Origin of the sequence: Pedobacter vanadiisoli (assembly GCF_042684385.1) — a bacterium.
Taxonomy (GTDB): domain Bacteria; phylum Bacteroidota; class Bacteroidia; order Sphingobacteriales; family Sphingobacteriaceae; genus Pedobacter; species Pedobacter vanadiisoli.
This window is the reverse complement of sequence record NZ_JBHULL010000008.1, coordinates 443,803-466,657: the sequence shown is the minus strand read 5'-3', so window position 1 is coordinate 466,657 and position 22,855 is coordinate 443,803. Positions and strand designations below refer to the sequence as shown.

At 39.3% G+C, this 22,855-nt stretch carries 22 protein-coding genes; 1 reads left to right on the top strand and 21 read right to left on the bottom strand.

Going from position 1 to position 22,855, the window contains the following annotated elements; genetic code table 11:
• Positions 1-2 precede the first annotated feature (2 nt).
• The 21 genes from ACFSR6_RS10685 to pckA form a co-directional block, all read right to left on the bottom strand.
• Positions 3-1,466 carry a complex I subunit 4 family protein gene (locus tag ACFSR6_RS10685; protein ID WP_379078498.1) on the bottom strand — a complete coding sequence of 488 codons (1,464 nt, stop codon included), beginning with the start codon at positions 1,464-1,466 and terminating at the stop codon, positions 3-5.
• A 20-nt stretch (positions 1,467-1,486) separates the two neighbouring features.
• On the bottom strand, positions 1,487-3,391 hold the full coding sequence (gene nuoL, locus ACFSR6_RS10680; RefSeq protein WP_379078496.1) for an NADH-quinone oxidoreductase subunit L: 1,905 nt from the start codon (positions 3,389-3,391) through the stop codon (positions 1,487-1,489).
• A 13-nt stretch (positions 3,392-3,404) separates the two neighbouring features.
• Positions 3,405-3,734, bottom strand: a complete 330-nt coding sequence (gene nuoK / locus ACFSR6_RS10675) for an NADH-quinone oxidoreductase subunit NuoK (protein ID WP_039472993.1) — start codon at positions 3,732-3,734, stop codon at positions 3,405-3,407.
• On the bottom strand, positions 3,734-4,237 hold the full coding sequence (locus tag ACFSR6_RS10670) for an NADH-quinone oxidoreductase subunit J family protein (RefSeq protein ID WP_379078494.1): 504 nt from the start codon (positions 4,235-4,237) through the stop codon (positions 3,734-3,736). The genes nuoK and ACFSR6_RS10670 overlap by 1 nt, the downstream gene beginning before the upstream one ends.
• A gap of 131 nt (positions 4,238-4,368) precedes the next feature.
• On the bottom strand, positions 4,369-4,872 hold the full coding sequence (locus ACFSR6_RS10665) for a NuoI/complex I 23 kDa subunit family protein (protein ID WP_379078492.1): 504 nt from the start codon (positions 4,870-4,872) through the stop codon (positions 4,369-4,371).
• Between the two features lie 2 nt (positions 4,873-4,874).
• The gene (nuoH, locus tag ACFSR6_RS10660; RefSeq protein ID WP_379078490.1) at positions 4,875-5,912 is read right to left on the bottom strand and encodes an NADH-quinone oxidoreductase subunit NuoH; all 1,038 of its coding nucleotides are present in this window, start codon (positions 5,910-5,912) and stop codon (positions 4,875-4,877) included.
• Complete coding sequence (locus ACFSR6_RS10655) at positions 5,912-6,922, bottom strand: 2Fe-2S iron-sulfur cluster-binding protein (protein ID WP_379078488.1); 1,011 nt, start codon at positions 6,920-6,922, stop codon at positions 5,912-5,914. The genes nuoH and ACFSR6_RS10655 overlap by 1 nt, the downstream gene beginning before the upstream one ends.
• 99 nt (positions 6,923-7,021) lie before the next feature.
• Positions 7,022-8,389 (bottom strand): NADH-quinone oxidoreductase subunit NuoF, encoded by a 1,368-nt coding sequence (gene nuoF / locus ACFSR6_RS10650; RefSeq protein WP_183765724.1) that lies wholly within the window; start codon positions 8,387-8,389, stop codon positions 7,022-7,024.
• Between the two features lie 80 nt (positions 8,390-8,469).
• Positions 8,470-8,982, bottom strand: coding sequence for an NADH-quinone oxidoreductase subunit NuoE family protein (locus ACFSR6_RS10645; RefSeq protein ID WP_379078486.1), 513 nt, complete (start codon positions 8,980-8,982; stop codon positions 8,470-8,472).
• Positions 8,975-10,189: an NADH-quinone oxidoreductase subunit D gene (locus ACFSR6_RS10640; protein WP_379078741.1), complete on the bottom strand. Its 1,215-nt coding sequence runs from the start codon at positions 10,187-10,189 to the stop codon at positions 8,975-8,977. The genes ACFSR6_RS10645 and ACFSR6_RS10640 overlap by 8 nt, the downstream gene beginning before the upstream one ends.
• 4 nt (positions 10,190-10,193) lie before the next feature.
• Positions 10,194-10,694 (bottom strand): NADH-quinone oxidoreductase subunit C, encoded by a 501-nt coding sequence (locus ACFSR6_RS10635; RefSeq protein WP_379078484.1) that lies wholly within the window; start codon positions 10,692-10,694, stop codon positions 10,194-10,196.
• Complete coding sequence (locus ACFSR6_RS10630; protein WP_039472971.1) at positions 10,694-11,236, bottom strand: NADH-quinone oxidoreductase subunit B; 543 nt, start codon at positions 11,234-11,236, stop codon at positions 10,694-10,696. The genes ACFSR6_RS10635 and ACFSR6_RS10630 overlap by 1 nt, the downstream gene beginning before the upstream one ends.
• Before the next feature lie 229 nt (positions 11,237-11,465).
• On the bottom strand, positions 11,466-11,837 hold the full coding sequence (locus tag ACFSR6_RS10625; RefSeq protein ID WP_183765739.1) for an NADH-quinone oxidoreductase subunit A: 372 nt from the start codon (positions 11,835-11,837) through the stop codon (positions 11,466-11,468).
• 83 nt (positions 11,838-11,920) lie between these two features.
• Complete coding sequence (locus ACFSR6_RS10620; RefSeq protein ID WP_379078738.1) at positions 11,921-13,591, bottom strand: tetratricopeptide repeat protein; 1,671 nt, start codon at positions 13,589-13,591, stop codon at positions 11,921-11,923.
• A 134-nt stretch (positions 13,592-13,725) separates the two neighbouring features.
• Positions 13,726-14,625, bottom strand: a complete 900-nt coding sequence (locus ACFSR6_RS10615; protein WP_379078482.1) for a PstS family phosphate ABC transporter substrate-binding protein — start codon at positions 14,623-14,625, stop codon at positions 13,726-13,728.
• Positions 14,626-14,633: 8 nt separating this feature from the next.
• Positions 14,634-14,861: a hypothetical protein gene (locus tag ACFSR6_RS10610; RefSeq protein WP_113949917.1), complete on the bottom strand. Its 228-nt coding sequence runs from the start codon at positions 14,859-14,861 to the stop codon at positions 14,634-14,636.
• Between the two features lie 6 nt (positions 14,862-14,867).
• Complete coding sequence (locus ACFSR6_RS10605; RefSeq protein ID WP_183765748.1) at positions 14,868-15,686, bottom strand: energy transducer TonB; 819 nt, start codon at positions 15,684-15,686, stop codon at positions 14,868-14,870.
• An 18-nt stretch (positions 15,687-15,704) separates the two neighbouring features.
• Complete coding sequence (locus tag ACFSR6_RS10600; RefSeq protein WP_379078480.1) at positions 15,705-16,211, bottom strand: ExbD/TolR family protein; 507 nt, start codon at positions 16,209-16,211, stop codon at positions 15,705-15,707.
• Between the two features lie 3 nt (positions 16,212-16,214).
• A complete protein-coding gene (locus tag ACFSR6_RS10595; protein ID WP_379078478.1) occupies positions 16,215-16,829 on the bottom strand; it encodes a biopolymer transporter ExbD in 615 nt (204 codons plus the stop codon).
• Positions 16,830-16,908: 79 nt separating this feature from the next.
• Positions 16,909-17,739 (bottom strand): MotA/TolQ/ExbB proton channel family protein, encoded by an 831-nt coding sequence (locus tag ACFSR6_RS10590; RefSeq protein WP_183765754.1) that lies wholly within the window; start codon positions 17,737-17,739, stop codon positions 16,909-16,911.
• A gap of 297 nt (positions 17,740-18,036) precedes the next feature.
• Positions 18,037-19,632 carry a phosphoenolpyruvate carboxykinase (ATP) gene (gene pckA / locus ACFSR6_RS10585; protein WP_379078476.1) on the bottom strand — a complete coding sequence of 532 codons (1,596 nt, stop codon included), beginning with the start codon at positions 19,630-19,632 and terminating at the stop codon, positions 18,037-18,039.
• Positions 19,633-20,400: 768 nt separating this feature from the next.
• Between pckA and thrA the strand changes: the two genes are divergently transcribed.
• Complete coding sequence (thrA, locus tag ACFSR6_RS10580; RefSeq protein WP_379078474.1) at positions 20,401-22,854, top strand: bifunctional aspartate kinase/homoserine dehydrogenase I; 2,454 nt, start codon at positions 20,401-20,403, stop codon at positions 22,852-22,854.
• Position 22,855: the final 1 nt, after the last annotated feature.

Genomic DNA, 22,855 nt, shown 5'->3' with positions numbered 1-22,855 from the left:
GCTTATTTTACTGATGTTAATTTTTGATTTACCTGTTCTAATAAATGTTGTACAGATGCCTCTGTTAAGTGCAATAATGGTTTTGGATAAACACCCAGAATGATAATTAAAGCACAGATCAAATAAAGGACAAATTTCTCTGATCCCTTGATATCGCTGAATGTGATGGTTAATTCGTTTGTTTTGCCCAACATTACATTTTGGTACATACGCAACATGTAAACTGCACCAAAAATGATGGTTAAGCCCGCTATAGCTGCAGCCCAAACTCCTACATTATAAACACCCATCAATAATAAAAACTCGCCGATAAAACCATTTGTTCCTGGTAAAGCTACGGTTCCTAAAACAATAATCAGGAAGGCGATAGCCAACTGTGGTGCTACTTTAGCAATACCACCTAACTCTTCAATTTTATTGGTTTTAACACGTGAGAAAATAATATCCAAAACAAAAAATAGACCTACCACATTAATACCGTGGCTAAGCATCTGCACCATGGCGCCTTGCATACCCTGCTGGTTCAAAGCAAAAATACCTGCAGAAATTAAACCTACGTGGCCAATTGACGAATAAGCAACCAAACGTTTGGCATCCTTTTGCGTAAAGGCAATTAATGATGCGTACACAATGCCAATAATAGACAGGGCAATTGCCACGCACGACCAATGCTGAACACCGGTCGGTACAATTGGTAATAACCACCTGATTACCCCATAAATACCCATTTTTAGCATAATACCCGATAACAGCATTGTTCCCTGTGCAGGGGCCGCTGTATAGGTATCAGGCTGCCAGGTATGGAAAGGAAAAATTGGCATCTTAATGGCGAAAGCAATAAAGAAAGCCCAGAAAATCCATCCCTGCTGTACTGCATCTAAATTTAAAGCATAAAAAGCCTGAATATCAAAGTTATGTGCCGGGTTTTGTAAGTACAGGTAAATAATCCCCATTAGCATAAATAACGAACCGGCGATGGTGTAGACAAAAAACTTCATGTTAATGCGAACACGGTCTTTTCCACCCCAGAAAGCACAAATAAAATAAATCGGGATTAATGCAGCTTCCCAGCCAATATAGAAAAGGAAAGCGTCTAAAGCAGTAAACACCAACAATAAGCCAGCTTGCATAAATAAAATCAATGCGTAAAAAGCAGCTGGATTTTTATAGTCGTGTTTGTAGCTTGACAGGATAATAATCGGGATTAATAAGTTGGTCAATAAAACCACAAACATGCTGATTCCATCGATACCCGCATGGAAATTAATGCCCAGATCAGCAATCCATGGTAAGTTTGCTTCAAACTGTGTACTCGCATCTGGGATGAAGTTACAGGCGATAAACAAAGTCAGCCCAAAAGAAACTACCGAGAATACGGTCGAAACTATCTTAGCCGACTTACCTGCAAACGCTGTAATAATAGCACCCGCAAGCGGAAGAAATATAAGTAGTAAAAGTTGTTCCATTATTTATTTTTGAACCCTTTTTATAATATGTAACTAAATGTATAGATCAATAAAGCGATGATACCAAATACCATCATAAACAGGTAAAAACCTACGTTTCCGCTTTGCAATAAGCGAAGGCCTTTACTTGCCTCATTTGTGCTCCATCCCAGTCCGTTTACAATACCATCAATAAATTTGTTATCGATAATGCGGTAAAAGAATTTAGAAAGGATATCCAAAGGTTTGGTAATGATGAAATCGTAAATTTCATCTAAATAAAATTTGTTATATGATAATTTCGCTAATGCCGAACGCGGTGCTTCATCAGCCACCGGAACATGCGCGCCTTTTACATATTTAGTGTAAGCATACAATAAAGCAATAACTGCGGCCACAACCGAAGTACCCATTAAGGCCCACTCGGTAGAATGGCTTAAATCCAGTTCGTGCTGAGCAACACCTGCACCAGTTAACCAGTGTGCCAACCACTCGTTACCACCAAAAACGTGTGGTAAGTTAATGGCTCCGCCAATAGCAGCCAGAACAGCTAAAATTATCAAAGGTAAAGTCATAGCGGCAGGCGATTCATGGATATGGCTTTCTGCATGGTGTGTTCCGCGGTATTTTCCGGAGAAAGTCAAGAACATCATCCTGAACATGTAGAATGACGTTAAGAATGCGGTTAATACCCCTATTCCCCAAAGTATTGGACTTGCCTGAAAAGCATGAGCTAAAATTTCATCTTTTGAAAAGAAACCAGAAAAAGGTGGTAAACCAGCAATTGCGATTGTACCGATCATCATGGTTGCAAATGTAGTTTTGAGTTTGCCTCTTAATCCACCCATGTGACGCATATCCTGCTCATGGTGCATGGCATGGATAACCGAACCGGCACCTAGGAACAATAAAGCTTTAAAGAACGCATGTGTTAATACGTGGAAGAATGAACCTGTATAAGCGCCCACACCTAAGCCTAAAAACATATAGCCCAATTGAGATACGGTTGAGTAAGCCAATACTTTTTTAATATCAGTTTGGGTTAAGGCAATAATTGCAGCGACTAATGCGGTTGCTATACCAACAATGGCAATGATGTGCTGGGTAAGTGGAGCAAGATCGAACAATACGCTTGAACGGGCAATCATATAAATACCCGCCGTTACCATCGTTGCAGCGTGGATTAATGCCGAAACAGGGGTTGGTCCGGCCATCGCATCTGGCAACCAGGTAAATAAAGGTAACTGGGCTGATTTACCGCATGCACCAATAAACAATAAAATAGTAATTATAACCAAGGTATCTTTACCTGGCAACATATTAGCTGCCTGAGGGAAAATCTTAGCAAACTCAACACTTCCAAAAGTATTGAAGATTAAAAATACACCTAATAAAAAACCTAAATCGCCGATTCTGTTCATTACAAAGGCTTTTTTAGCCGCCGATGCATAAGCAGTGTTGGTATACCAGAAACCGATTAGTAAGTATGAACATAAACCAACTCCTTCCCAACCGATAAACATCACGATGTAATTAGAACCCAATACCAGTAAAAGCATGAAGAATACAAACAGGTTCAGATAACTGAAAAATTTGCCAAAACCTTCATCATCGTGCATGTAGCTGGTAGAATAGAGGTGGATTAAGAAACCTATTCCGGTAATGATCAACAGCATGATCGAACTTAAGGGATCAACCAAAAATGATAAAGGAATGTGTAATGCACCAGCACTGATCCAATCAAATAAAAATACTTCGTGAGCCTTTTGTGTATCGCCTTGTAAACTAAAGAAAATAACTATGCTGATGATGAAAGAAGCCAAAATAACACCGCTTCCGATGATTCCAACAAGTCCTTTAGATAAAGATTTTCTGCCTAGTCCATTAATTACAAAACCTAAAAAAGGAAGTAAGGGAACCAACCAAATCAATTGTTCTATTGTCATTCTTATTATATATTTACCACTTAAGGCGATTTAAAACATTAATATCTATCGATTTCGTATTTCTGTACACCATTACAATGATGGCTAAGCCTACAGCAACTTCTGCAGCTGCCAAAGCCATAATGAAGAATACAAAAACCTGTCCCGAAGGATCGTTGCTATGCACAGAGAAAGCGGTTAAAAGCAGGTTAACTGCATTTAACATCAATTCTACCGACATAAAAATTACGATTGCATTTCTGCGGGTTAACACGCCAATTACACCAATAGTAAAAATAATTGCACTTAAATAGATGTAATGATTTAGCGGCACGCCTGCCATTTGTGTAGTTAAATTTTCCATTATGCTTCTACCTCATCTCTTTTAGACAATAAAACGGCTCCAACCATTGCTGCCAACAGTAACAGAGATGATAATTCGAACGGTAATAAGAATGGGCCGAAAAGCTCTTTACCTAAGTTTTCCACCAAACCTAATCCCTGATTTTTTAAAATTAACGGACTGCTGATGCTTGCTGCCTTTAACGAACCGATCAGGGTAACAATTAAGCAACCTCCGGCAATTACGCCCACAATTTTAATCAACGGCGATTTAGAAGGTTCGGTTTCCTTGTTCAGGTTGAGCAACATCAGCACGAAAAGGAACAATACCATAATAGCACCCATATAAACAATGAAGTTTACAACAGCCAGAAATTGTGCATTCAGCAATACATAATGTACCGTGAAAGTGAAAAAGGTAAGAATTAAGTACAATACACTGTGGATTGGATTTTTTGCAAAAATCACCATCAGTGAAAAAATGATACTTAATGTAGCTACGAAATAGAATACTTGTGTACTCATTATTTTGTTTTTTGTTTTATTTGTTTTCGTCACCCTGAATTTATTTCAGGGCCTTATAAAGGAGATGCTGAAATAAATTCAGCATGACGATTATCTTAATTATACAGTCTGCAGGTATGCTGACTGTACTATTATTTTTTCATTTCCAATGGCGCCTCTACCAGCTTGTCTTTTCCGTAAATGAAATCTTTACGTAAATAATCAGCAGGTACAATTGGTCCATCTAAATAAATGGCCTCTTTAGGGCAAGCTTCTTCGCATAATCCGCAGAAAATGCAACGCAACATGTTAATTTCATAAGTTGCAGCATATTTCTCTTCGCGGTATAAATGTTTTTCTTCCGGCTTACGCTCTGCTGCAATCATGGTAATTGCTTCAGCAGGGCAAGATAAGGCGCATAAACCACAGGCGGTACAACGCTCTCTTCCGTTTTCATCACGCTTAAGTGAGTGCATCCCCCTAAAGTTGGTCGAGAATTCGCGTTCTACTTCAGGATATCTTACTGTAGCCTCTTTTTTGAATAAGTGGCTAATGGTGATGCCCATTCCCTTAACAATTGCCGGAAGGTACATCCGTTCCATAAAGCTCAGTGGCTTTTGTTCCAGTACTTTTTTCTTATTACTTAATGATTCCATAATTAAAACTTCTCAATAATCGCAATCACAACTCCAGTTATTATAATGTTGGCAATGGCTAAAGGAATTAAGCCTTTCCAACCTAAGTTCATCAATTGATCGTAACGGAAGCGCGGGATAGTCCAGCGTACCCACATGAAGAAAAAGATGAATAATACAATTTTCAAAAAGAATACTCCGGTTCCTACCAGTGGTGCCCAGGTTGGGCCTAAATGTGTTGCCACATAATCCATACCTGGATAATTATAACCGCCCCAATATAGTGCAGCCATTACAGCTGACGAAACAAACATATTAATGTACTCTGCAAACAGGTAAAAACCTAATTTCATTGATGAATACTCAGTGTGGTAACCACCAATTAACTCTGTTTCACACTCTGGTAAATCGAATGGAGCACGGTTGGTCTCAGCAAAAGAACATACCATGAAAATGATAAATCCTAATGGTTGATACCATACATTCCAATTAAGACCATGTTGTTGTGCTACGATTTCTTTTAAGCTTAAAGTATTGGTCATCAAAAGCAAAGCAATGATTGATAGACCCATAGCAATTTCGTAACTGATATTTTGCGATGCAGCACGGATGGCACTTAATAAAGAATATTTGTTATTAGAGGCCCAGCCACCAATCATTACGCCGTAAACACCAAGCGAAACAACACCAAAGATATATAAAACGCCTACATTGATATCAGTAACCTGTAATGAAATGGTTTTTCCGGCAATTAATACGGGTGTTCCCCATGGAATAACTGCTGTACCAATACAGGCGCAAAGTAATGCCAAACCAGGTCCTACAATAAATAGCCATCTGTTCGAGGTGGTAGGAATAATTTCTTCCTTCATAAACATCTTAACCCCATCGGCAAGTGGCTGCAAAATTCCAAAGGGGCCGGCTCTATCCGGGCCTAAACGATCCTGTAAAAATGCAGCAACCTTACGCTCAGCATAGGTAGAATACATGGCAATTACCAAACTGATACCGAAAATTACCGCTACCAGAATAAATTTTTCTATAATAAAACCTGTATCCATTAGTATTTTACTGTTTTATGTAATTCAATTTCGTTTGCGGCCTGTAATGCTGCATTTGGTTTAATTACCGGCAATGGTTTTAAAGTTTCGTAGTGGTTAGATGCAATTACCGAAGTATCATCAATATGCGTTGGATGTTCGATAACCCAGTCAGATGTTGCTTTTTTATCGAAACGACAGGTATTGCAGATAAACTCTTCAACCTCTCCAAACTGGTCTTTACGTGCGGTAACACGGATAACGTCTTCTCCTTTGTACCAAAGGGTTACTTTACCGTTGCATTTTTCATGGTCGCAGTTTCGGTGTGCATCAACTGGTTTGGTAAACCAAACGCGGTTTTTGAAACGGAAAGTTTTATCGGTTAAAGCACCAACGGGGCAAACATCAATTACGTTTCCGGAGAAATCGTTATCAACAGCCTGCTGGATGTAAGTAGAAATTTCTGAATGATCGCCACGGTTCAAAATGCCATGAACACGTTTGTTGGTAATCTGATCGGCAGTAAAAACACAACGGTAGCATAAAATGCAACGGTTCATGTGTAACTGGATCTTATCACCAATATCAATACGTTCGAAAGTACGGCGCTCAAACTCATAACGAGTTTTTTGCAGACCGTGCTCGTAACCTAAATTCTGTAAATCGCACTCCCCTGCCTGATCACAAACCGGACAGTCCAATGGATGGTTAATCAATAAAATTTCCACTACACCGGCGCGTGCTTCCAAAACTTCAGGCGAAGTAATGTTAAGCACTTCCATCCCATCCATTACGGTTGTACGGCAAGATGCAACCAATTTTGGCATAGGCCGTGGATCTTTCTCCGAACCCTTTGTTACCTTAACAATACAGGTACGGCATTTACCACCACTGCCTTGTAACTTAGAATAATAGCACATGGCTGGCGGAACGATATCACCCCCGATTTGCCTTGCAGCATTCAGGATGGTGGTTCCGTTATCAACCTCTACTGTTATACCATCTATCGTAACCTTAACTTTTTCACTCATGGTTAATGATATTCTTTTATTTTTCCCTTGGTTCGTGTCAGCACGAATCAGTTGTATTTATTTAGCTTTCGTTTCATAAAGACACGAAATAGCTCGATTTTATTTCTCTTCCGTTACCGGGGCTTTTTCAATCGGCGTAGCATAGTTTGCTAAACCGTAATTCTGGCTCTGGCTCTTCACCGGTTCTTTAATGTGCCATTCAAACTCATCCCTGAAATGACGTATAGCACTGGCAACCGGCCATGCTGCAGCATCTCCTAACGGACAAATGGTATTTCCTTCAATTTTACGCTGAACATCCCATAACAAATCCACATCGTCCATCGTACCATGTCCGTGCTCAATTTTGTGCAGGATTTTTTCCATCCATCCAGTACCTTCACGGCAAGGTGAACACTGGCCGCAACTTTCGTGGTGATAGAAACGAGAGAAATTCCAGGTATTACGAACAATACACTGATCTTCATCAAAAGCAATAAAACCACCCGATCCCAACATGGTTCCGGTAGCAAAACCACCTTCAGATAACGACTCGTAACTCATTAAACGAGGTTCGCCATTTGCTAATTTTAATGTGAGGTTGGCCGGTAAAACAGGAACAGAAGAACCGCCTGCAACTGTTGCCTTAAGGCGTTTTCCGTTAGCAATACCACCACAATATTCATCAGAGTAGATAAATTCTTCTACTGGTAAACCGAGTTCGATTTCGTAAACACCTGGTTTTACTAAATTACCGGATGCCGATATTAATTTGGTACCCGTACTTCTACCAATACCGATTTTCGCATATTCATCACCACCATCGTTAATAATCGGCACCACTGCAGCAATCGATTCTACGTTATTTACTACAGTCGGACAACCATATAAACCTGCAATTGCAGGGAAAGGTGGTTTAATACGTGGATTACCTCTTTTGCCTTCAAGCGATTCTAACAAAGCAGTTTCTTCACCGCAAATGTAGGCACCGCCACCCGGCTGAACATATAATTCTAAATCGTAACCGGTTCCCAAAATGTTTTTACCTAACCATCCTGCCGCTTTTGCTTCAGCAATTGCTTTCTCCAGGATACGGATCTGAGGCATCATCTCTCCACGAACGTAGATGTATGAAACCTTCGCTCCTAAAGCAAAACTTGAAACAATCATGCCTTCAATTAAAGCATGTGGAATGTAAGTCATCAGGTAACGGTCTTTAAAGGTTCCCGGCTCAGACTCATCGGCGTTGCAAACCAGGTAACGGGCAACACCTTCAGGCTTAGCCAAAAAACTCCATTTCATTCCTGTTGGGAAACCCGCACCACCGCGACCGCGCAAGCCAGATTTCTTAACCTCTTCAACAACCTCTTCAGGAGTTAAAGTTTTAAGGGCTTTTTCAACGGCACGGTACCCGCCTTTCTGGCGATAGACCTCAAGTGTATTGATGCCTGGTACGTTTATATGCTCAAGTAATAATTTGCGACTCATTGTTTATAGATATGAGATGTGAGATATGAGATTTTAGACCAACTGCCTATTCTCATATCTCATATCTAGTTTCTCAAATCTTATTTATTTTTCAAATCTTCAATCAATTTATCTACACTATCTGTAGTCAGGTTTTCGTAGAAAGTATATTCCGGACTGATTTGTAAAACCGGACCGAAACCACAGGCAGCCAAGCATTCAACTCCTCTAAAGCTGAAAAGGCCATCAGGGGTAACTTCACCTTCTTTAACACCTAATTTATCTTCTAAGTGGCTTAATATTTTCTCGGCACCTACCAGGCAACAAGGTCCGGTACGGCAAACCTCCAAAGCGTATTTACCCTGAGGTTTTAAAAAGTACATGGTATAAAATGTTGCTACCTCATACACCTCAATTGGCTGAATATTTAAATATGCAGCTACCTGATCCATTGCCGATGTTGGTACCCAAAGAAATTCGGCCTGCACCAAATGCAACAATGGCAGCAAAGCTGATTTTTGTTTTCCTTCCGGATAACGGCTTTTTATCTCATCAAATTTGGCCAGCAATTCTGATGAAAACGTTACAGGTGTTTGTTCTTCTACTTTAAGCATCTAATTCTCCTGCAATAATGTTCATACTACTCATGTTGATAATGGCATCAGACAATAACATGCCCTCGCTCATCGGCGCAAACATCTGGTAATTTATAAAACTTGGTCTGCGGAAGTGTAAACGATAAGGGGTACGGCCTCCATCATTGATCAGATAGAAACCCAACTCGCCGTTTCCGCCTTCTACAGCGTGATAAACTTCTGCTTTTGGCGCATCAATTTCGCCCATCACAATTTTAAAGTGATAGATCAGTGCTTCCATATTGTTGTAAACTTCTTGTTTAGGAGGCAGGTAAAAATCAGGAACATCAGCGTGGAAAATACCTTTTTCTTCCGATTTTAATTTCTCCATGGCCTGCTCAATAATGCGGACACTCTGCCACATTTCTTCGTTACGAACCAGGTAACGGTCGTAAATATCGCCACTGGTACCAACCGGAACTTCGAAATCGAAATCCTGGTAAGAAGAATATGGGTCGCTCACGCGAACGTCATAATCAACACCGGTAGCACGTAAAAGAGGGCCTGTCCAGCTGTATTCTAAAGCAGTTTCTTTGGTAACTTCTGCAACTCCTGCAGTCCTGTCAATAAAGATACGGTTGCGGGTTAACAGGTTCTCGAATTCTTTTAATGCTGCAGGAAATTCTTTTAAGAATTTATTGATTTTGGCGAAAGCGATATCGTTAAAATCTCTTTCAAAACCGCCAATACGACCAATATTTGTGGTTAAACGTGCACCACAAACCTCCTCAAAAATCTCGTAAATGTGTTCACGAAACTGAAATAAGTATAGGAAAGTGGTCGTTGCTCCTGTATCCTGACCAATAATCGTGTTACAGATAATATGATCGGCAATACGCGAAAGCTCCATAACGATTACCCGAAGATAATCTACACGTTTTGGCATTTTAATATTCAGCAACTTCTCCACCGTCATGTGCCAGCCCATATTGTTTATAGGTGATGAACAATAGTTCAAACGGTCGGTAAGTGGTGTAATCTGATAGAACGGGCGGTGTTCGGCAATCTTTTCGAAAGCACGGTGAATATACCCAATAGTTGAAACGCCGCTTACAATACGTTCGCCATCTAATTGCAAAACGTTTTGAAAAACACCGTGGGTTGCAGGGTGTGTTGGACCTAAATTTAAGGTTACCAGCTCACTTTGCGGGTCGTTATCTGTAAATACCGGATGGTTATGGTTCATAAAATTACCTTCCAAAAAATTCGTCTTTTTTATCTACCCTGTTCGGGTCTTCCAATGGGTATTGTTTCAACATTGGGTGCACACCTAAATCGTCCATATTCAGGATACGGCGCAAATCAGGATGTCCTTCAAATTTAACCCCGAACAAATCGTAAGTTTCGCGCTCCATCCAGTTGGCACCTTTCCAAACCGTTGTTGCAGTTGGGATGGTTGGATTTTGCTCTGAAATAAAAACTTTGACTCTAATCCTCACTTTTTCTACCATGTTGTGCAAATGGTAAACCACTGCAATACCATGATCTTTGCCAGGGTAATGAACTGCTGTAATATCAGTTAGAAAATTGAATTTTAATTCTTCTTTAAGATATGAAAGCACATTGATGACCACATCTTTATAGGTTACAAAAGTTAATAAACCATAAGGTTCAGAAACGGCAGTAACTCTTTCACCAAACCTTTCAGTCAGCTTAACGTGGATATCGTTATTTAAAGTTGTTTCTTCCATTATTTAATGCCGTATTGACCTAAAAGTTCTTTGTAATAATCAGAATTTCTTCTTCTGCCAGATTCGTTTTTCACGAGATCCTGAATACGCTGAAAGCCATCAAGAATAGCCTCTGGTCTTGGCGGGCAGCCAGGAACATAAACATCAACAGGAATAACTTCATCGATACCCTGCAATACAGAATAAGTATCAAAAATACCACCACTGCTTGCACAGGCCCCAACTGCCATTACCCAACGTGGCTCTGCCATTTGGATATACACTTGTTTCAATACCGGAGCCATCTTTTTTGCGATGGTACCCATAACCATTAAAACATCAGCCTGACGAGGAGAAAAACTTAAGCGTTCGGCACCGAAACGACCTAAATCGTAGTGAGAACCCATGGTAGCCATAAATTCGATTCCACAACAAGAAGTTGCAAACGGCAATGGCCATAATGAATTTGAGCGGGCCAAACCAATCACTTTATCTAAAGAGGTGGCAAAATAGCCAGGCCCTTCGGTTCCTGGAGGCGCATCAACTATATTAATTTCACTCATGTTTATAAACAAAAAATGCTCATCCCTTTGCAGAATGAGCAACAAATTTACAATATTTTAAAGGCAATTAAACTAGCTTTACTCGATTTAGAACCTTTCTAAATAACAAAAATCTGACGTAGTTAGTGTAGTTGATACACATTCGGTTTGCAGTTGGCATTTTTCAGTTTACAATTTATAAATCAAGAACCACCGACTGCCAATTATGAACTGAAAATGATGAACTGAATTAGTTCCAGTCCAGAACTTTCTTTTTAATTACGTAGATAAATCCCAGTAACAAAGTACCCATGAAGATGAACATTTCAATCATCCCATCCATCTTTAATGCACGGAAATTAACCGCCCAGGGATACATAAAGATTACCTCCACATCGAAAAGCACAAACAAAATCGCTACAACGAAATATTTGATAGAGAAAGGTTGGCGTGCATTACCAATTGATTTAATACCAGCCTCAAAAGTTTCCAGTTTATCGGCTGTTTTACGTTTCGGACCCAATAAGTGAGTGGCTACCAACGTGAGTACAACAAAACCTAAAGCAACAATTACTTGAAATATAATTGGTAGAAAATCTATAGCCGAACTTTGCGCTTGCATATTAATTTATTTTATGGTTGCAAAAGTAAAAGAAAAAGGCAGAGTAACCAAACTCTGCCTTTTCTAAATTATTTAACTTTAAATTATTTTCCTTTACCTTTTGCAGGAGCAGGCGCTGCCAATTCTTTCAATTTAGCTGCTGCGAAAGTTCCGCTAGGGTAAACAGCTACACTTTTGTTAAAATATTCTCTAGCTTTTTCTTTGTCCTTATAGAAATAATAACCACCAATGGTATCATAAGCTTCAGATAATTTTTTAGCATTTGCTGTTGCTAATTCTGGCTTCTCAGTGATTTTTTTGATGTACTCTTCATAAAAAGGAATCATTAAACCTTTAGGGTCTTTTTCATCGTCTAATAAACTATTGATACGTGCTCTTGTTAGATAAGCATCATAAGTTTCAGGAGCCAACTGGGTTACTTTAGCAATTGATGAGTCGGCTTTTACCAAGATATCTTTTGAAGGGTTTTGCTTTGCAGTTAATTTAGCTGCATAATCGAAGTAATTAGCCATCGCATTATAATAATAGTTATATAACGCACCTTTTCCATTTGGATTAGCTTTTATCGCTTTTTCGTAAACTTGCGAAGATTTAGCATATTTTTTTGCGTCATAGAAACTCTTAGCTACTTCTGCCAATGCATCAGCATTTGTTGAGTCTTTTTCTACCGCTTTAGTAATGTTAATCAAAGCTAAGCTATCTTGACCTGCCTTTAACTGTGCTTTACCTAGGTATAAATAATCAAAACCAAGGATTTTATTTGGATCTTTCTCTTTTGAGAAAAATTCATTCATGCTAGTTAAAGCAGCTGGATAATTTTTATTCTCATAAGCAGCCCAACCTTTCATCCTTGATACAATAGCGCTTTTAGGGTCATTTGCAGGAGCCTGAATAGTTGATGCAACCTGTTCTAAAGCTGGAAAATCTTTTGCATAAAACAAGAATTGAGCAAAACGCAACTGAGATTCTAAAGATTTATCAGTTAAATCCATGTATTTTTTATAGTTCTCGATTGCTTTAGCCGCTTTTTCCTTATCAGTACCAAAGCTACTCCATTGCAAGTACAACTCACCCAATTCGCGGTAAGCCGGACCATAATTCGCGTCAGCTGCAATTACATCCTGTAGTTCTTTTTCTCCTTCAGGAAAAGCTCTCGATTCTTTGTACATTTTACCAATCTGAGTTTTAGCTCTTCTGTTATTTGGATCAATGTCATTAACACGCATGTATGGACCTAATGCTTCAGAATTTTTCTTTTGTAAAGCATAAGCATCGCCCTGTGCCAAGAATACTTCTGCATCTTTATCTTTCGCATCTAATTCATCTGCTTTGGTAATGTTAGCCAGTGCATTTGTAAAGTCAGGTTTTGACACATCGTCACTCGGTTTATCCTGAGCTAAATAAGCCTTACCGATATACAGATAAGTTTTGTAATCTTTCGGAGCCAAAGCCACCGCTTTATCAAAATTGGTTTTTGCAGAAGTTGGATTGTTTGATAGCATATCTGCTTCACCCAAACCAATCAGGTTTAAGTTATTCTTAGGATCGGCGGTAATGCCTTTTGTAAACACCGCTCTCGCCGAGTCGATATAACCAGTTTTTAAGTAAACCAAACCAAGATTGTAATAATTATTACCATCTGATGCTTTTGAGCTCACCAATGATTTAAGCATTGATGATGCTTTTTGGTACTGTTCAGCGTCAATGGCTTTTTTCGCGTCATTTAAATCTTGAGCAAAAACTGCAGAACCCATCAACACCAAACCTACATTTAAGGTTATTGCTTTCTTTAAAATTTTCATCGGATATTCTGTTTTTTTATTTAATAAAAATGAAGTGTCTCTTTAGATTTACTTCGTGGTTCAATTTATAATTTTTTATCTTAATTTCACTTTGTCAGGTGAAGTTCTCTGGGCATTAACTTATGTGGCCCCAGTCCAGATTTAAGTACAATCAATTGTCCTCTCTGGCTTCTTAACCATGTTGCAAATCCTGTGCCTAAACCATCTCTTCCCTCACAATCTATAATATTTATATTTCTCAAGAAAGGATAAACACCATTGATCAAATTATCCTGGGTTGGCTTATAAAACTGGTCATCTCCAACTTCGCCCTTCAAATTTTTCACTCCCAATACTTTTATCTGCGACAGGTATTGACTCGCTTCAGTATTCTGATCTGCAATCCAATTTACGCCCAAAATACCAATAAAATTCTTATCTTCTGCAATAAGTTTAATGACTTCTTTGCTAGAATTTTTAGAGTAAACACCTGTAGCTGGAAATTGATTGATTTTAGCAAGTTCCTTAAAGTATTGAAAAGTGCTTGAATAAGCGTTATCGAACACCAATTTTTTTTCTGATTTCTTCCCCTGTAATATATCGATCACTTCTTTAACGGTAATGGTGCTGTCAATATTGCCCTGATTGGTAATTAAAGCAATACCATCAATCGCAAAACGCGAAGAGTTAATCTTAATATTTCGCTGATTGTAATACTTTTCTTCAGCTTTGGTTAACAACCTTGGTAAAACAATTACCCTTACGCTATCATTCAAAAATGCAGGCAATAATTTCTCCTCGGGTTTTACGGTAGTCTGAAACTTTGCATCCGGATAATCCAAACTAAAAATATCGATCTGATTTTGAACAATCGGTCCGACACTTTCATCAACCAATATTTTTAAGGTCCCGCTGGTTCTGGTCTCTTTAACTGCATCAGCCTTATTTTTACTTTTGCAGGATACGAGTAAAGCTATTACACAAAATATTAAGAGGAAATTTTTCATTGAGGTGATTAATCGCGCCTACCCAGGCTTAAAAGTCTTACAAAAGCATAAATAATTAAGAAGATGCCGATTGCGATACGGCCCCATTGCGGAATAGTGCTTAAGCGGAGGGCTATTGGTTCGTAAAAGATGAATGCAAAGCCCAATACCACATAAAAGACAAACATGATAAGGCCTAAAATGAGCAAAAACCGCTGTTTAGGCGATTTTTGCTTAAAAATATCAAAATTTAACATCTACTATTAGTTCAATGTAAAGTTAACGTTGATGTTGTATTTTACCCTTACCGGCTTACCGTTTTGAATACCTGGGTTCCAACGCGGACTGGCTTTCAATACACGGATGGCCTCTTCATCGGTTCCACTACCTAAACCACGGGTTACTGTGATATCAGTTAGTTTACCATCTTTTTCCACAACGAAAGATAAAAATACTTTACCCTGAACGTTGTTTTCTTGTGCCATTGGCGGGTATTTTATTGCTCCTCCTAAGTACTTATAGAATTTAGCAATACCTCCCGGGAATTCTGGTTGTTTCTCGATACTAACAAAGTCATAAACCTTATTGTCATCAACTGCAACCGCAGCTTCCCTTTTTGGTCCTTCACCTACTGGCTCAGCAATTACAATATCAGCAGTTGGGTCACCTTTGATATCTCTCTGACCTGGATCAGCTTCTTTCAATTTTTCAACCGTAGGTGGTTCATCACGAACCTCGATATCCGGTTTTACAATTGGAGGTGGCATTTTTACCTGGTCAACCTTTGGTGGCGGTGGCTCTACCGGTGGTGGCGGAGGTGTTTCCGGGTTTACCGGTGGCGGTGGAGCTAAAATTACTTCCTGTGCTTTTACCTGCTCTTCTTCATGATCCATTGAACCTTTGATCAGGCTATAGATTTTTGGAGAGAAAAATAAAACAAGGAAGATTATAGATCCAATAATTAAGGCTCTTGTAGTGGTTGCACCATTGGTTTTACGCAATTGGTATGCACCATAGTTTTTGTTTTTATCGGCAAAAACCACTTCAAGCCATTCTTTTCTGAATATATCTAACTTCGACATAACTATTGGTTTTACTGATTATAAAATTCCTTTTTCTTTCATGAACTGCTTCTCATTGTCAAGGATGTTATCATCATCAATCTGACGAACCTTTACTTTAAGAATTTCCAACTCGTCCATAATATCAACAAAGTTCTGAAAGGTAGCACCCGATGTTGGTTTTACAAGCACAACAAAGTCGCCCGCAACACCTGAAGCATCAGCTGTTTTTCTATTTTTTACAATAGCATCTTCTATCTGTGAACCTGATTCGATTGTTGGTGCGCTCTCGCCAGCTACTCCCATGTACCATGCTACTTTATTGTTTTTACCCAATAAGATGGTCATCGTTTTACTCGCTTTCAGCTCTAACCTGTTTTCAGGTAACTTTTCGTTTTTATCCGGTTTTGCAATATCCATCGCCTGTGGCGTAGAGATTACTGTTGTTAAGATAAAGAATGTTACCAAAAGAAACATTAGATCCACCATGGGGGTCATATCAACCCTTGGCGTGGCTTTCTTCCCGCCTGTGTTTAATTCTGCCATTTCTTATTTCTTTTTAGCTTCAGAGTTAGTTACCAACAAGAATTTGTTTACACTTTGTTTCTGAAGTACATCAATAATCTTTTTAACTACAGGATATTCTTCCTTTGCATCACCTTTGATACTGATACGCATATCCTGATTGTTGATCTCTTTAGTAGCTTTACGCGCATTTAAAACCCATGCATTCAACTGGTTGTCAGTCGAATCTGAAGGTATACCCGGCTGAACTCCAGGTTTCATACGATCGCCACCATTCATAGCAATAAGCGACTTCAAGCTCTGGATCGGCACACCGAAACTCCCTATGTTTGAGAAACGCTGAATTTCTGTTGGAGTGAACGATATTTTATACTGTTCGCCCATTAGCTCTAATGTTTTCGCTCTTACTTTTGTACCTGCTACTTCAAAGAAAACTTTACCCTGCCCAATGGTTAATATCGCATTGTTTTCTACTGGTACCTTAAACTCATACGTTGATGAAGGTGTAGAAACAGTTAATGGTTCTGGTTGCCTTGCTGTAGCAGTTAAGATGAAGAAAGTAAGTAACAACGATGCCACATCACACATGGCGGTCATGTCTGTTACTGTACTTGTTCTTTTAACTTTAATTCTAGGCATAATATTTTTACTAGTTTTTTAATAATGATGATCTTTTTTCCGGTTTTCCATAAAGCCGGTAAAAATTTTTTCAAAATTCTTATTTATGCGAACTAGCGTATGTTTGAACGATGCTGAAACCAGCCTCATCGATTGCGTAAGTTAACTTGTCGATTTTAGAAGTTAATACGTTGTACATGATAATTGCCACAGTAGATACCAAGATACCAGTTGCAGTATTGATAAGTGCCTCAGAGATACCTACCGCAAGTGCTGATTGATCTGGAGCACCAGAGTTTGCCAAACCGGCGAATGCACGGATCATACCTGTTACTGTACCCAATAAACCTACCAATGTACCGATTGATACCAAAGTTGCAATTACAGTTAAGTTTTGCTCTAACATTGGCATTTCTAAAGCTGTAGCTTCTTCAACCTCTTTTTGGATGGCAACAATTGATTGCTCAACATCCATGTTGGTATCAGCTTCAACTTCGCTATATTTTTTCAAACCAGATTTAATTACGTTAGCAACTGAACCTTGTTGTTTATCACACTCAGCTTTTGCAGCTTCGATGTTTCCTGCGCTTAATAAGCCTTGTACTTTACGGATGAAAGTATCTAAGCTAGTTTTTCCACTCGCTTTACCAATAACGATAATACGCTCGATAGAGAATACAATTACTACCAATAGTAATCCAACCAAGATCGCTACGATAGGGCCTCCTTTGTATGCTGTTCCAAGATAGTTACCAGGTAATGGTAATTTTTCTCTGTCGCCATCGATAAAGTTGCTTCCTTCTCCGAATACGAATCTCCAAACACAGAATCCAATAACAATACAGATTGGAATAACGAATGTTGCAAATACATTTGAAGCGCTAGAAGAGCTCTCTTTTTTAACAGTTGTTGGTTTTGGTGCGTTTGCCATTTTTTTTGAATTTTTAGTTTTAGTTCTTGTTTTTAATTTTTAGCTGTTTTTTCCTATTGTATACACACAACGTTTCTTAACCGAAATTGTTGCGAAAAACAAATTTATAAATTGATTTTAAATTACAAATTAATAAATCAACAAGCAATTAAATCGTTACTTAGAATTTTGTTCCGGCAAATCATCTAGGGTGTATAACAAAAAAATTGCCCCAGCCGAGGCAATTCTTTCACAATAAAAACTAAAAAAAAATCGAATTGCAAATTTTTTGCTCAAAAAATGCATTTTAAACTACTTTTAACATAATTTTAACGCTTCATGTCTGCTTTTTGACACTTTTGTCAGTTCGAACTGCTTAAAATTTTCTTCGAAGGCATCAGATAGTTGATAGGCCTTTAAAAAATATTCTTCCTGGTTATCCCATGTTTTAGAAGGATCTAAAATATCGTCCGGAACACCCGGACAATTTAGCGGCATCATCAATTTAAATACATGGTGTTGTTTATAATGGTTGTGGTTTAAACTACCGTTCAAAGCAGCCCTGATCATGGCGCGCGTATAGCTTAATTTCATCCTTTTACCCACCCCATAGGCTCCCCCACTCCATCCGGTATTTACCAGCCAAACGTTTACCTCATGTCTTTTCATCTTATCGCCCAATAAAGCCGCATACCTGGAAGGATGCAGTGGCAGGAAAGCTTTGCCAAAGCAAGCCGAAAAAGTGAGCTGTGGCTCAGTAACCCCAGCTTCCGTTCCGGCAACTTTTGCGGTATAACCACTCATAAAGTGGAACATGGCCTGTTCAACATTTAATTTGGAAATAGGTGGCAGTACCCCAAATGCATCAGCTGTCAGGAAAAAAATATTTTTCGGCACTGCCGCTACAGAGGGCAGGATCGCATTATCAATATAGTCTATCGGATAAGCAACACGTGTATTTTCCGTTTTATCAATGTTGGAGTAATCCACATCTTTTGTTCCCGGGAAGAAGTTGATGTTTTCTAATAAGGAACCAAATTTAATCGCCTTAAATATCTGGGGTTCTTTTTCCTCTGTTAAATCAACACATTTTGCATAACAGCCGCCCTCGAAGTTGAATACAGAATCATTACCCCAGCCATGCTCGTCATCACCGATTAAACCACGTTCGGGATCGGCAGACAAAGTGGTTTTGCCCGTTCCGGACAAGCCGAAAAATATAGCTGTATCGCCATCTTTACCCACATTGGCCGAACAATGCATGGAAAGCGTATTTTTATATATAGGAAGTATAAAATTCAACACCGAAAATATTCCTTTTTTAATCTCTCCGGTATAGCCTGTACCACCTATAAGGATCATCTTCCTTGTAAAATTGATAATGGAGAAATTTCCCTGGCGGGTGCCATCCACCGAGGGATCGGCCGTAAAACCAGGCGCCGCAATAATAGTCCATTCGGGCGTGATCCCCAGCTGATGTGCTTCCGGGCGGATAAATAAATGATGAGCAAAAAGATTCTGATAAGCGGTTTCAGTAATTACCCTGATGGAAATCGAATAATCCGGATCTGCGCATGCCGAAGAATCGCGTACATAAATTGTTTTGTTACCTAGATAACCGGTAAGCTTACCATATAACTGGTCGAATTTTTCGGGGCTGATTTTAATATTTACATCACCCCACCAAACCTGATCTTCGGTTACCTCATCGCATACAATAAAACGGTCTTTAGGCGAACGTCCGGTAAATTTTCCCGTATCAATAGCCAGTGCACCGGATGCAGCCATGGTACCTTCATTATTTAATAAGGCTTCATCAATCAGCTCCTCTGGAGATAACTGGTACTTTACAGCAATGTTACCGCCTAGATTTAAATAACCTAAATCTGGCGTTTGCAGTTTCTTTTTGCTCATAACAATAAGTTAGTTAGTGCAGCAAAGGTAAAGACTTATCTTTCACAAAAACGAGTTTTAAAACGTAATTTTTTACATATTGTAGCAAATACACTATGACTTAAAATACTAACAATCAGAATATTAATTATATTTTTTGAACATAAAAAAATTTAAAAAAATACACTAAGTAAAAGATGGAAAATGATTTTAACCTGATTAATTTATCTTAAAATCAATTCATAAGGGATCTATCTCCTAAATGAGTATACCGGCTATCGCGCAGCTCTACAGTGAACTTAAGATCAATCGCAGGGCTGCAATGGTGTGAGCATTACCCAATATCACTTCGAATAAAAAGCCAGGGCATTAACTATTATATAAAAAACTAAGATGGAGAAGTAACCACAAAACCGCTCACCGCGCCATCGGGAAGTACCAGAAAGGAATATGGCTATTTCATTTGTTTAAACGTTTTAATAGAAATTTCGAAATAAAAATTAAAAAACATTTGCATTTTAAAAAAATAATCTCCTACTTTACAGTGTACAAAGTACACCAAGTAATGACAAATTTTAACACTTCAATTATTTCAACAATTATTATTACCACCGGTATAAACCAGCGGGACTAAATTGTTGTAGTTGAAAGAAACATAAAAAACACAAAAAGCGTCCCGATAAAAATCGGGACGCTTTTTTTTTAAACCCATGCTGAATGAAACCTGTACAAATGAGCATTAAACCACAGATCGGTACGGCAACAGACAGTTAAACCCAATATAGACTAATGAAAGTACTCAAATTCGGCGGCACATCCGTAGGTTCGGCCGAGAACATTAAAACCCTCTTGCGCCTGGTTGGCGAAGAAAAACAGAAGAACAATCCAGTAGTTGTATTATCGGCAATGAGCGGTGTAACCAATTTGCTAACCGATATGGCCGAAAAGGCTGAACGGGGCGAAGATTACGATGCACATTTAAAAGAAATTGAGGCAAAACATTTTGCCGTGATCCGCACGTTGTTGCCGGCAGCGGCGCAAAATCCTGTATTTACACGCTTAAAGATCTTTTTTAACGAATTGGAAGACCTGCTGCAGGCTGTAACCAATCTGCGCGAACTAAGTTTACAGACCAAGGATCAGATTATAAGTTACGGTGAGCGCTGCTCTACTTTTATGATCAGCCACATTGCTTCGCAGCAATTTGGCGATACCCTTTATGTGAACGGTGCAGATTACATCAAAACGGATAGCAATTTTGGTCAGGCAAAGGTCGACACCGAACTTACTGAAATGCTGATCAACAATTTTTATCAGGAAAATAAAAACAAGGTACTTTTTGTTACCGGTTTTATTGCCAGCAATGCTGCCGGACGGGTAACCACCCTGGGCCGTGGCGGATCTGACTATACCGCGGCAGTTTGGGGCGCAGCCTTAAATGCCGAAGAAATAGAAATCTGGACCGATGTAAACGGCATGATGACTGCAGACCCGCGGATTGTAAAAAAAGCTTTTTCTTTACCAGAATTAAGCTATACTGAAGCCATGGAACTGAGTTATTTTGGAGCGAAAGTAATTTACCCTCCTACCATGATCCCTGCTTTCATGAAAAAAATCCCGATTGTGATTAAAAATACTTTCGAGCCGGATTTTGCAGGAACCTATATCAAAAGCGACGTAAAATCGTCGAACTTACCCATTAAAGGCATTTCATCTATCGATCATATCAGCATCATCAACCTCAGCGGTAGCGGTATGGTTGGTAAAGCCGGTTTTAGCGGTCGCTTATTCTCACTACTCTCGCGTGAGCAGATCAACGTGGTTTTGATTACACAATCGTCATCAGAACACAGCATTACTTTTGCAGTTAAACCAACGGATGCTTCACAGGCCATTTCCTTGATCAAAAAAGAATTTGAACTTGAATTAGACGCCAAAAAGCTCGAATTACCGGAAGTTGAAAATAACCTGGCCGTTTTGGCCATTGTAGGCGAAAACATGAAACGTACCCCGGGTATGAGTGGTCGTTTGTTTAGTGCACTTGGCCGTAATGGTATCAACGTAAGGGCCATTGCACAGGGCTCTTCAGAGTATAACATCTCGGTTATCATCAGTAAAGACGATTTATCAAAAGCTGTAAATGCCGTGCACGATGCGTTTTTTACGGACCTGAAAAGAACCTTGAACATCTTTTGCCTGGGAACCGGAAACATTGGCAAAACTCTATTCAACCAGTTAAAAGAACAAATGCCTTTCCTGGCGGCCAATAACGACCTTCAGGTAAAGGTAGCCGGGATAAGCAATACACGTAAAATGATTTTTAACGCAGATGGCTTATCTCTCGACAGCTGGGAGGCAGAATTAGCTGACCATGGAGAACCGGCCAATCTGGCTGAATTTGTAGCTAAAATGAAAGCCATGAACCTGCCCAACTGTGTTTTTGTTGATAATACTGCAGCTGAAGCGCCAATTGAATTTTACCAGGGCATATTCGAAAGCAGTATTTCGGTAGTAACCTGTAATAAGAAAGGTAATTCGGCCGATTTTGCGCAATACAAATCGTTTAAAGATACCGCGCGAAAATTTGGGGTAGATTTTTATTACGAAACCAATGTGGGCGCCGGTTTACCAATTATCCGCACCTTAAAAGAATTAATGATGAGCGGCGATAAAGTGGCGCGCATCGAAGCCATATTATCGGGAACTATTTCTTACATCTTTAATAACTTTAAGGGTGAAGCCGGGTTTTATGAAACGGTAAAGGAAGCACAGGAACTGGGCTATACCGAACCCGATCCGCGTGATGATTTAAATGGAAAAGATTTTATGCGCAAAATGCTGATCCTGGCACGCGATGCTGGGTACCCTTTAGAAGCCAGCGACGTAAAAATCGATAATATTTTACCGGATGCCTGTTTAAATGCAACATCGGTAGAAGATTTCTATTCAGAATTACAGGCCAATGCCGCCTACTTTGAAGATCTGAAAAATACCGCCGCCAAGGATGGGAAGGTTTTACGATATATCGGCAAATTGGAAAACGGAAATGTAGAAATCAGTTTGCAAATGGTTGATGACAGTCATCCTTTCTTTATGCTTTCAGGAAGTGATAATATTATTTCTTTCACCACCGATCGTTATAAATCGCGTCCATTGGTAGTAAAAGGTCCGGGTGCAGGAGCAGAAGTTACGGCAGCGGGTGTTTTTGCCGATATCATTAATGTAGGAACTTTGAGCAATTAGA

Excerpts from the sequence above, each read along its gene's own strand:
- ACFSR6_RS10615 (WP_379078482.1), bottom strand. The coding sequence starts at position 14,625 with ATGAAAAATTTCCTCTTAATATTTTGTGTAATAGCTTTACTCGTATCC.
- pckA (WP_379078476.1), bottom strand. The coding sequence starts at position 19,632 with ATGAGCAAAAAGAAACTGCAAACGCCAGATTTAGGTTATTTAAATCTA.
- nuoH (WP_379078490.1), bottom strand. The coding sequence starts at position 5,912 with ATGGATACAGGTTTTATTATAGAAAAATTTATTCTGGTAGCGGTAATT.
- ACFSR6_RS10670 (WP_379078494.1), bottom strand. The coding sequence starts at position 4,237 with ATGAGTACACAAGTATTCTATTTCGTAGCTACATTAAGTATCATTTTT.
- ACFSR6_RS10590 (WP_183765754.1), bottom strand. The coding sequence starts at position 17,739 with ATGGCAAACGCACCAAAACCAACAACTGTTAAAAAAGAGAGCTCTTCT.
- ACFSR6_RS10645 (WP_379078486.1), bottom strand. The coding sequence starts at position 8,982 with ATGCTTAAAGTAGAAGAACAAACACCTGTAACGTTTTCATCAGAATTG.
- ACFSR6_RS10655 (WP_379078488.1), bottom strand. The coding sequence starts at position 6,922 with ATGAGTGAAAAAGTTAAGGTTACGATAGATGGTATAACAGTAGAGGTT.
- ACFSR6_RS10620 (WP_379078738.1), bottom strand. The coding sequence starts at position 13,591 with ATGGGTTCTGCAGTTTTTGCTCAAGATTTAAATGACGCGAAAAAAGCC.
- ACFSR6_RS10635 (WP_379078484.1), bottom strand. The coding sequence starts at position 10,694 with ATGGAAGAAACAACTTTAAATAACGATATCCACGTTAAGCTGACTGAA.
- ACFSR6_RS10625 (WP_183765739.1), bottom strand. The coding sequence starts at position 11,837 with ATGCAAGCGCAAAGTTCGGCTATAGATTTTCTACCAATTATATTTCAA.
- ACFSR6_RS10600 (WP_379078480.1), bottom strand. The coding sequence starts at position 16,211 with ATGGCAGAATTAAACACAGGCGGGAAGAAAGCCACGCCAAGGGTTGAT.
- ACFSR6_RS10665 (WP_379078492.1), bottom strand. The coding sequence starts at position 4,872 with ATGGAATCATTAAGTAATAAGAAAAAAGTACTGGAACAAAAGCCACTG.
- ACFSR6_RS10605 (WP_183765748.1), bottom strand. The coding sequence starts at position 15,686 with ATGTCGAAGTTAGATATATTCAGAAAAGAATGGCTTGAAGTGGTTTTT.
- ACFSR6_RS10640 (WP_379078741.1), bottom strand. The coding sequence starts at position 10,189 with ATGAACCATAACCATCCGGTATTTACAGATAACGACCCGCAAAGTGAG.
- nuoK (WP_039472993.1), bottom strand. The coding sequence starts at position 3,734 with ATGGAAAATTTAACTACACAAATGGCAGGCGTGCCGCTAAATCATTAC.
- ACFSR6_RS10685 (WP_379078498.1), bottom strand. The coding sequence starts at position 1,466 with ATGGAACAACTTTTACTACTTATATTTCTTCCGCTTGCGGGTGCTATT.
- ACFSR6_RS10595 (WP_379078478.1), bottom strand. The coding sequence starts at position 16,829 with ATGCCTAGAATTAAAGTTAAAAGAACAAGTACAGTAACAGACATGACC.
- thrA (WP_379078474.1), top strand. The coding sequence starts at position 20,401 with ATGAAAGTACTCAAATTCGGCGGCACATCCGTAGGTTCGGCCGAGAAC.
- ACFSR6_RS10610 (WP_113949917.1), bottom strand. The coding sequence starts at position 14,861 with ATGTTAAATTTTGATATTTTTAAGCAAAAATCGCCTAAACAGCGGTTT.
- nuoF (WP_183765724.1), bottom strand. The coding sequence starts at position 8,389 with ATGAGTCGCAAATTATTACTTGAGCATATAAACGTACCAGGCATCAAT.
- nuoL (WP_379078496.1), bottom strand. The coding sequence starts at position 3,391 with ATGACAATAGAACAATTGATTTGGTTGGTTCCCTTACTTCCTTTTTTA.
- ACFSR6_RS10630 (WP_039472971.1), bottom strand. The coding sequence starts at position 11,236 with ATGAGTGAAATTAATATAGTTGATGCGCCTCCAGGAACCGAAGGGCCT.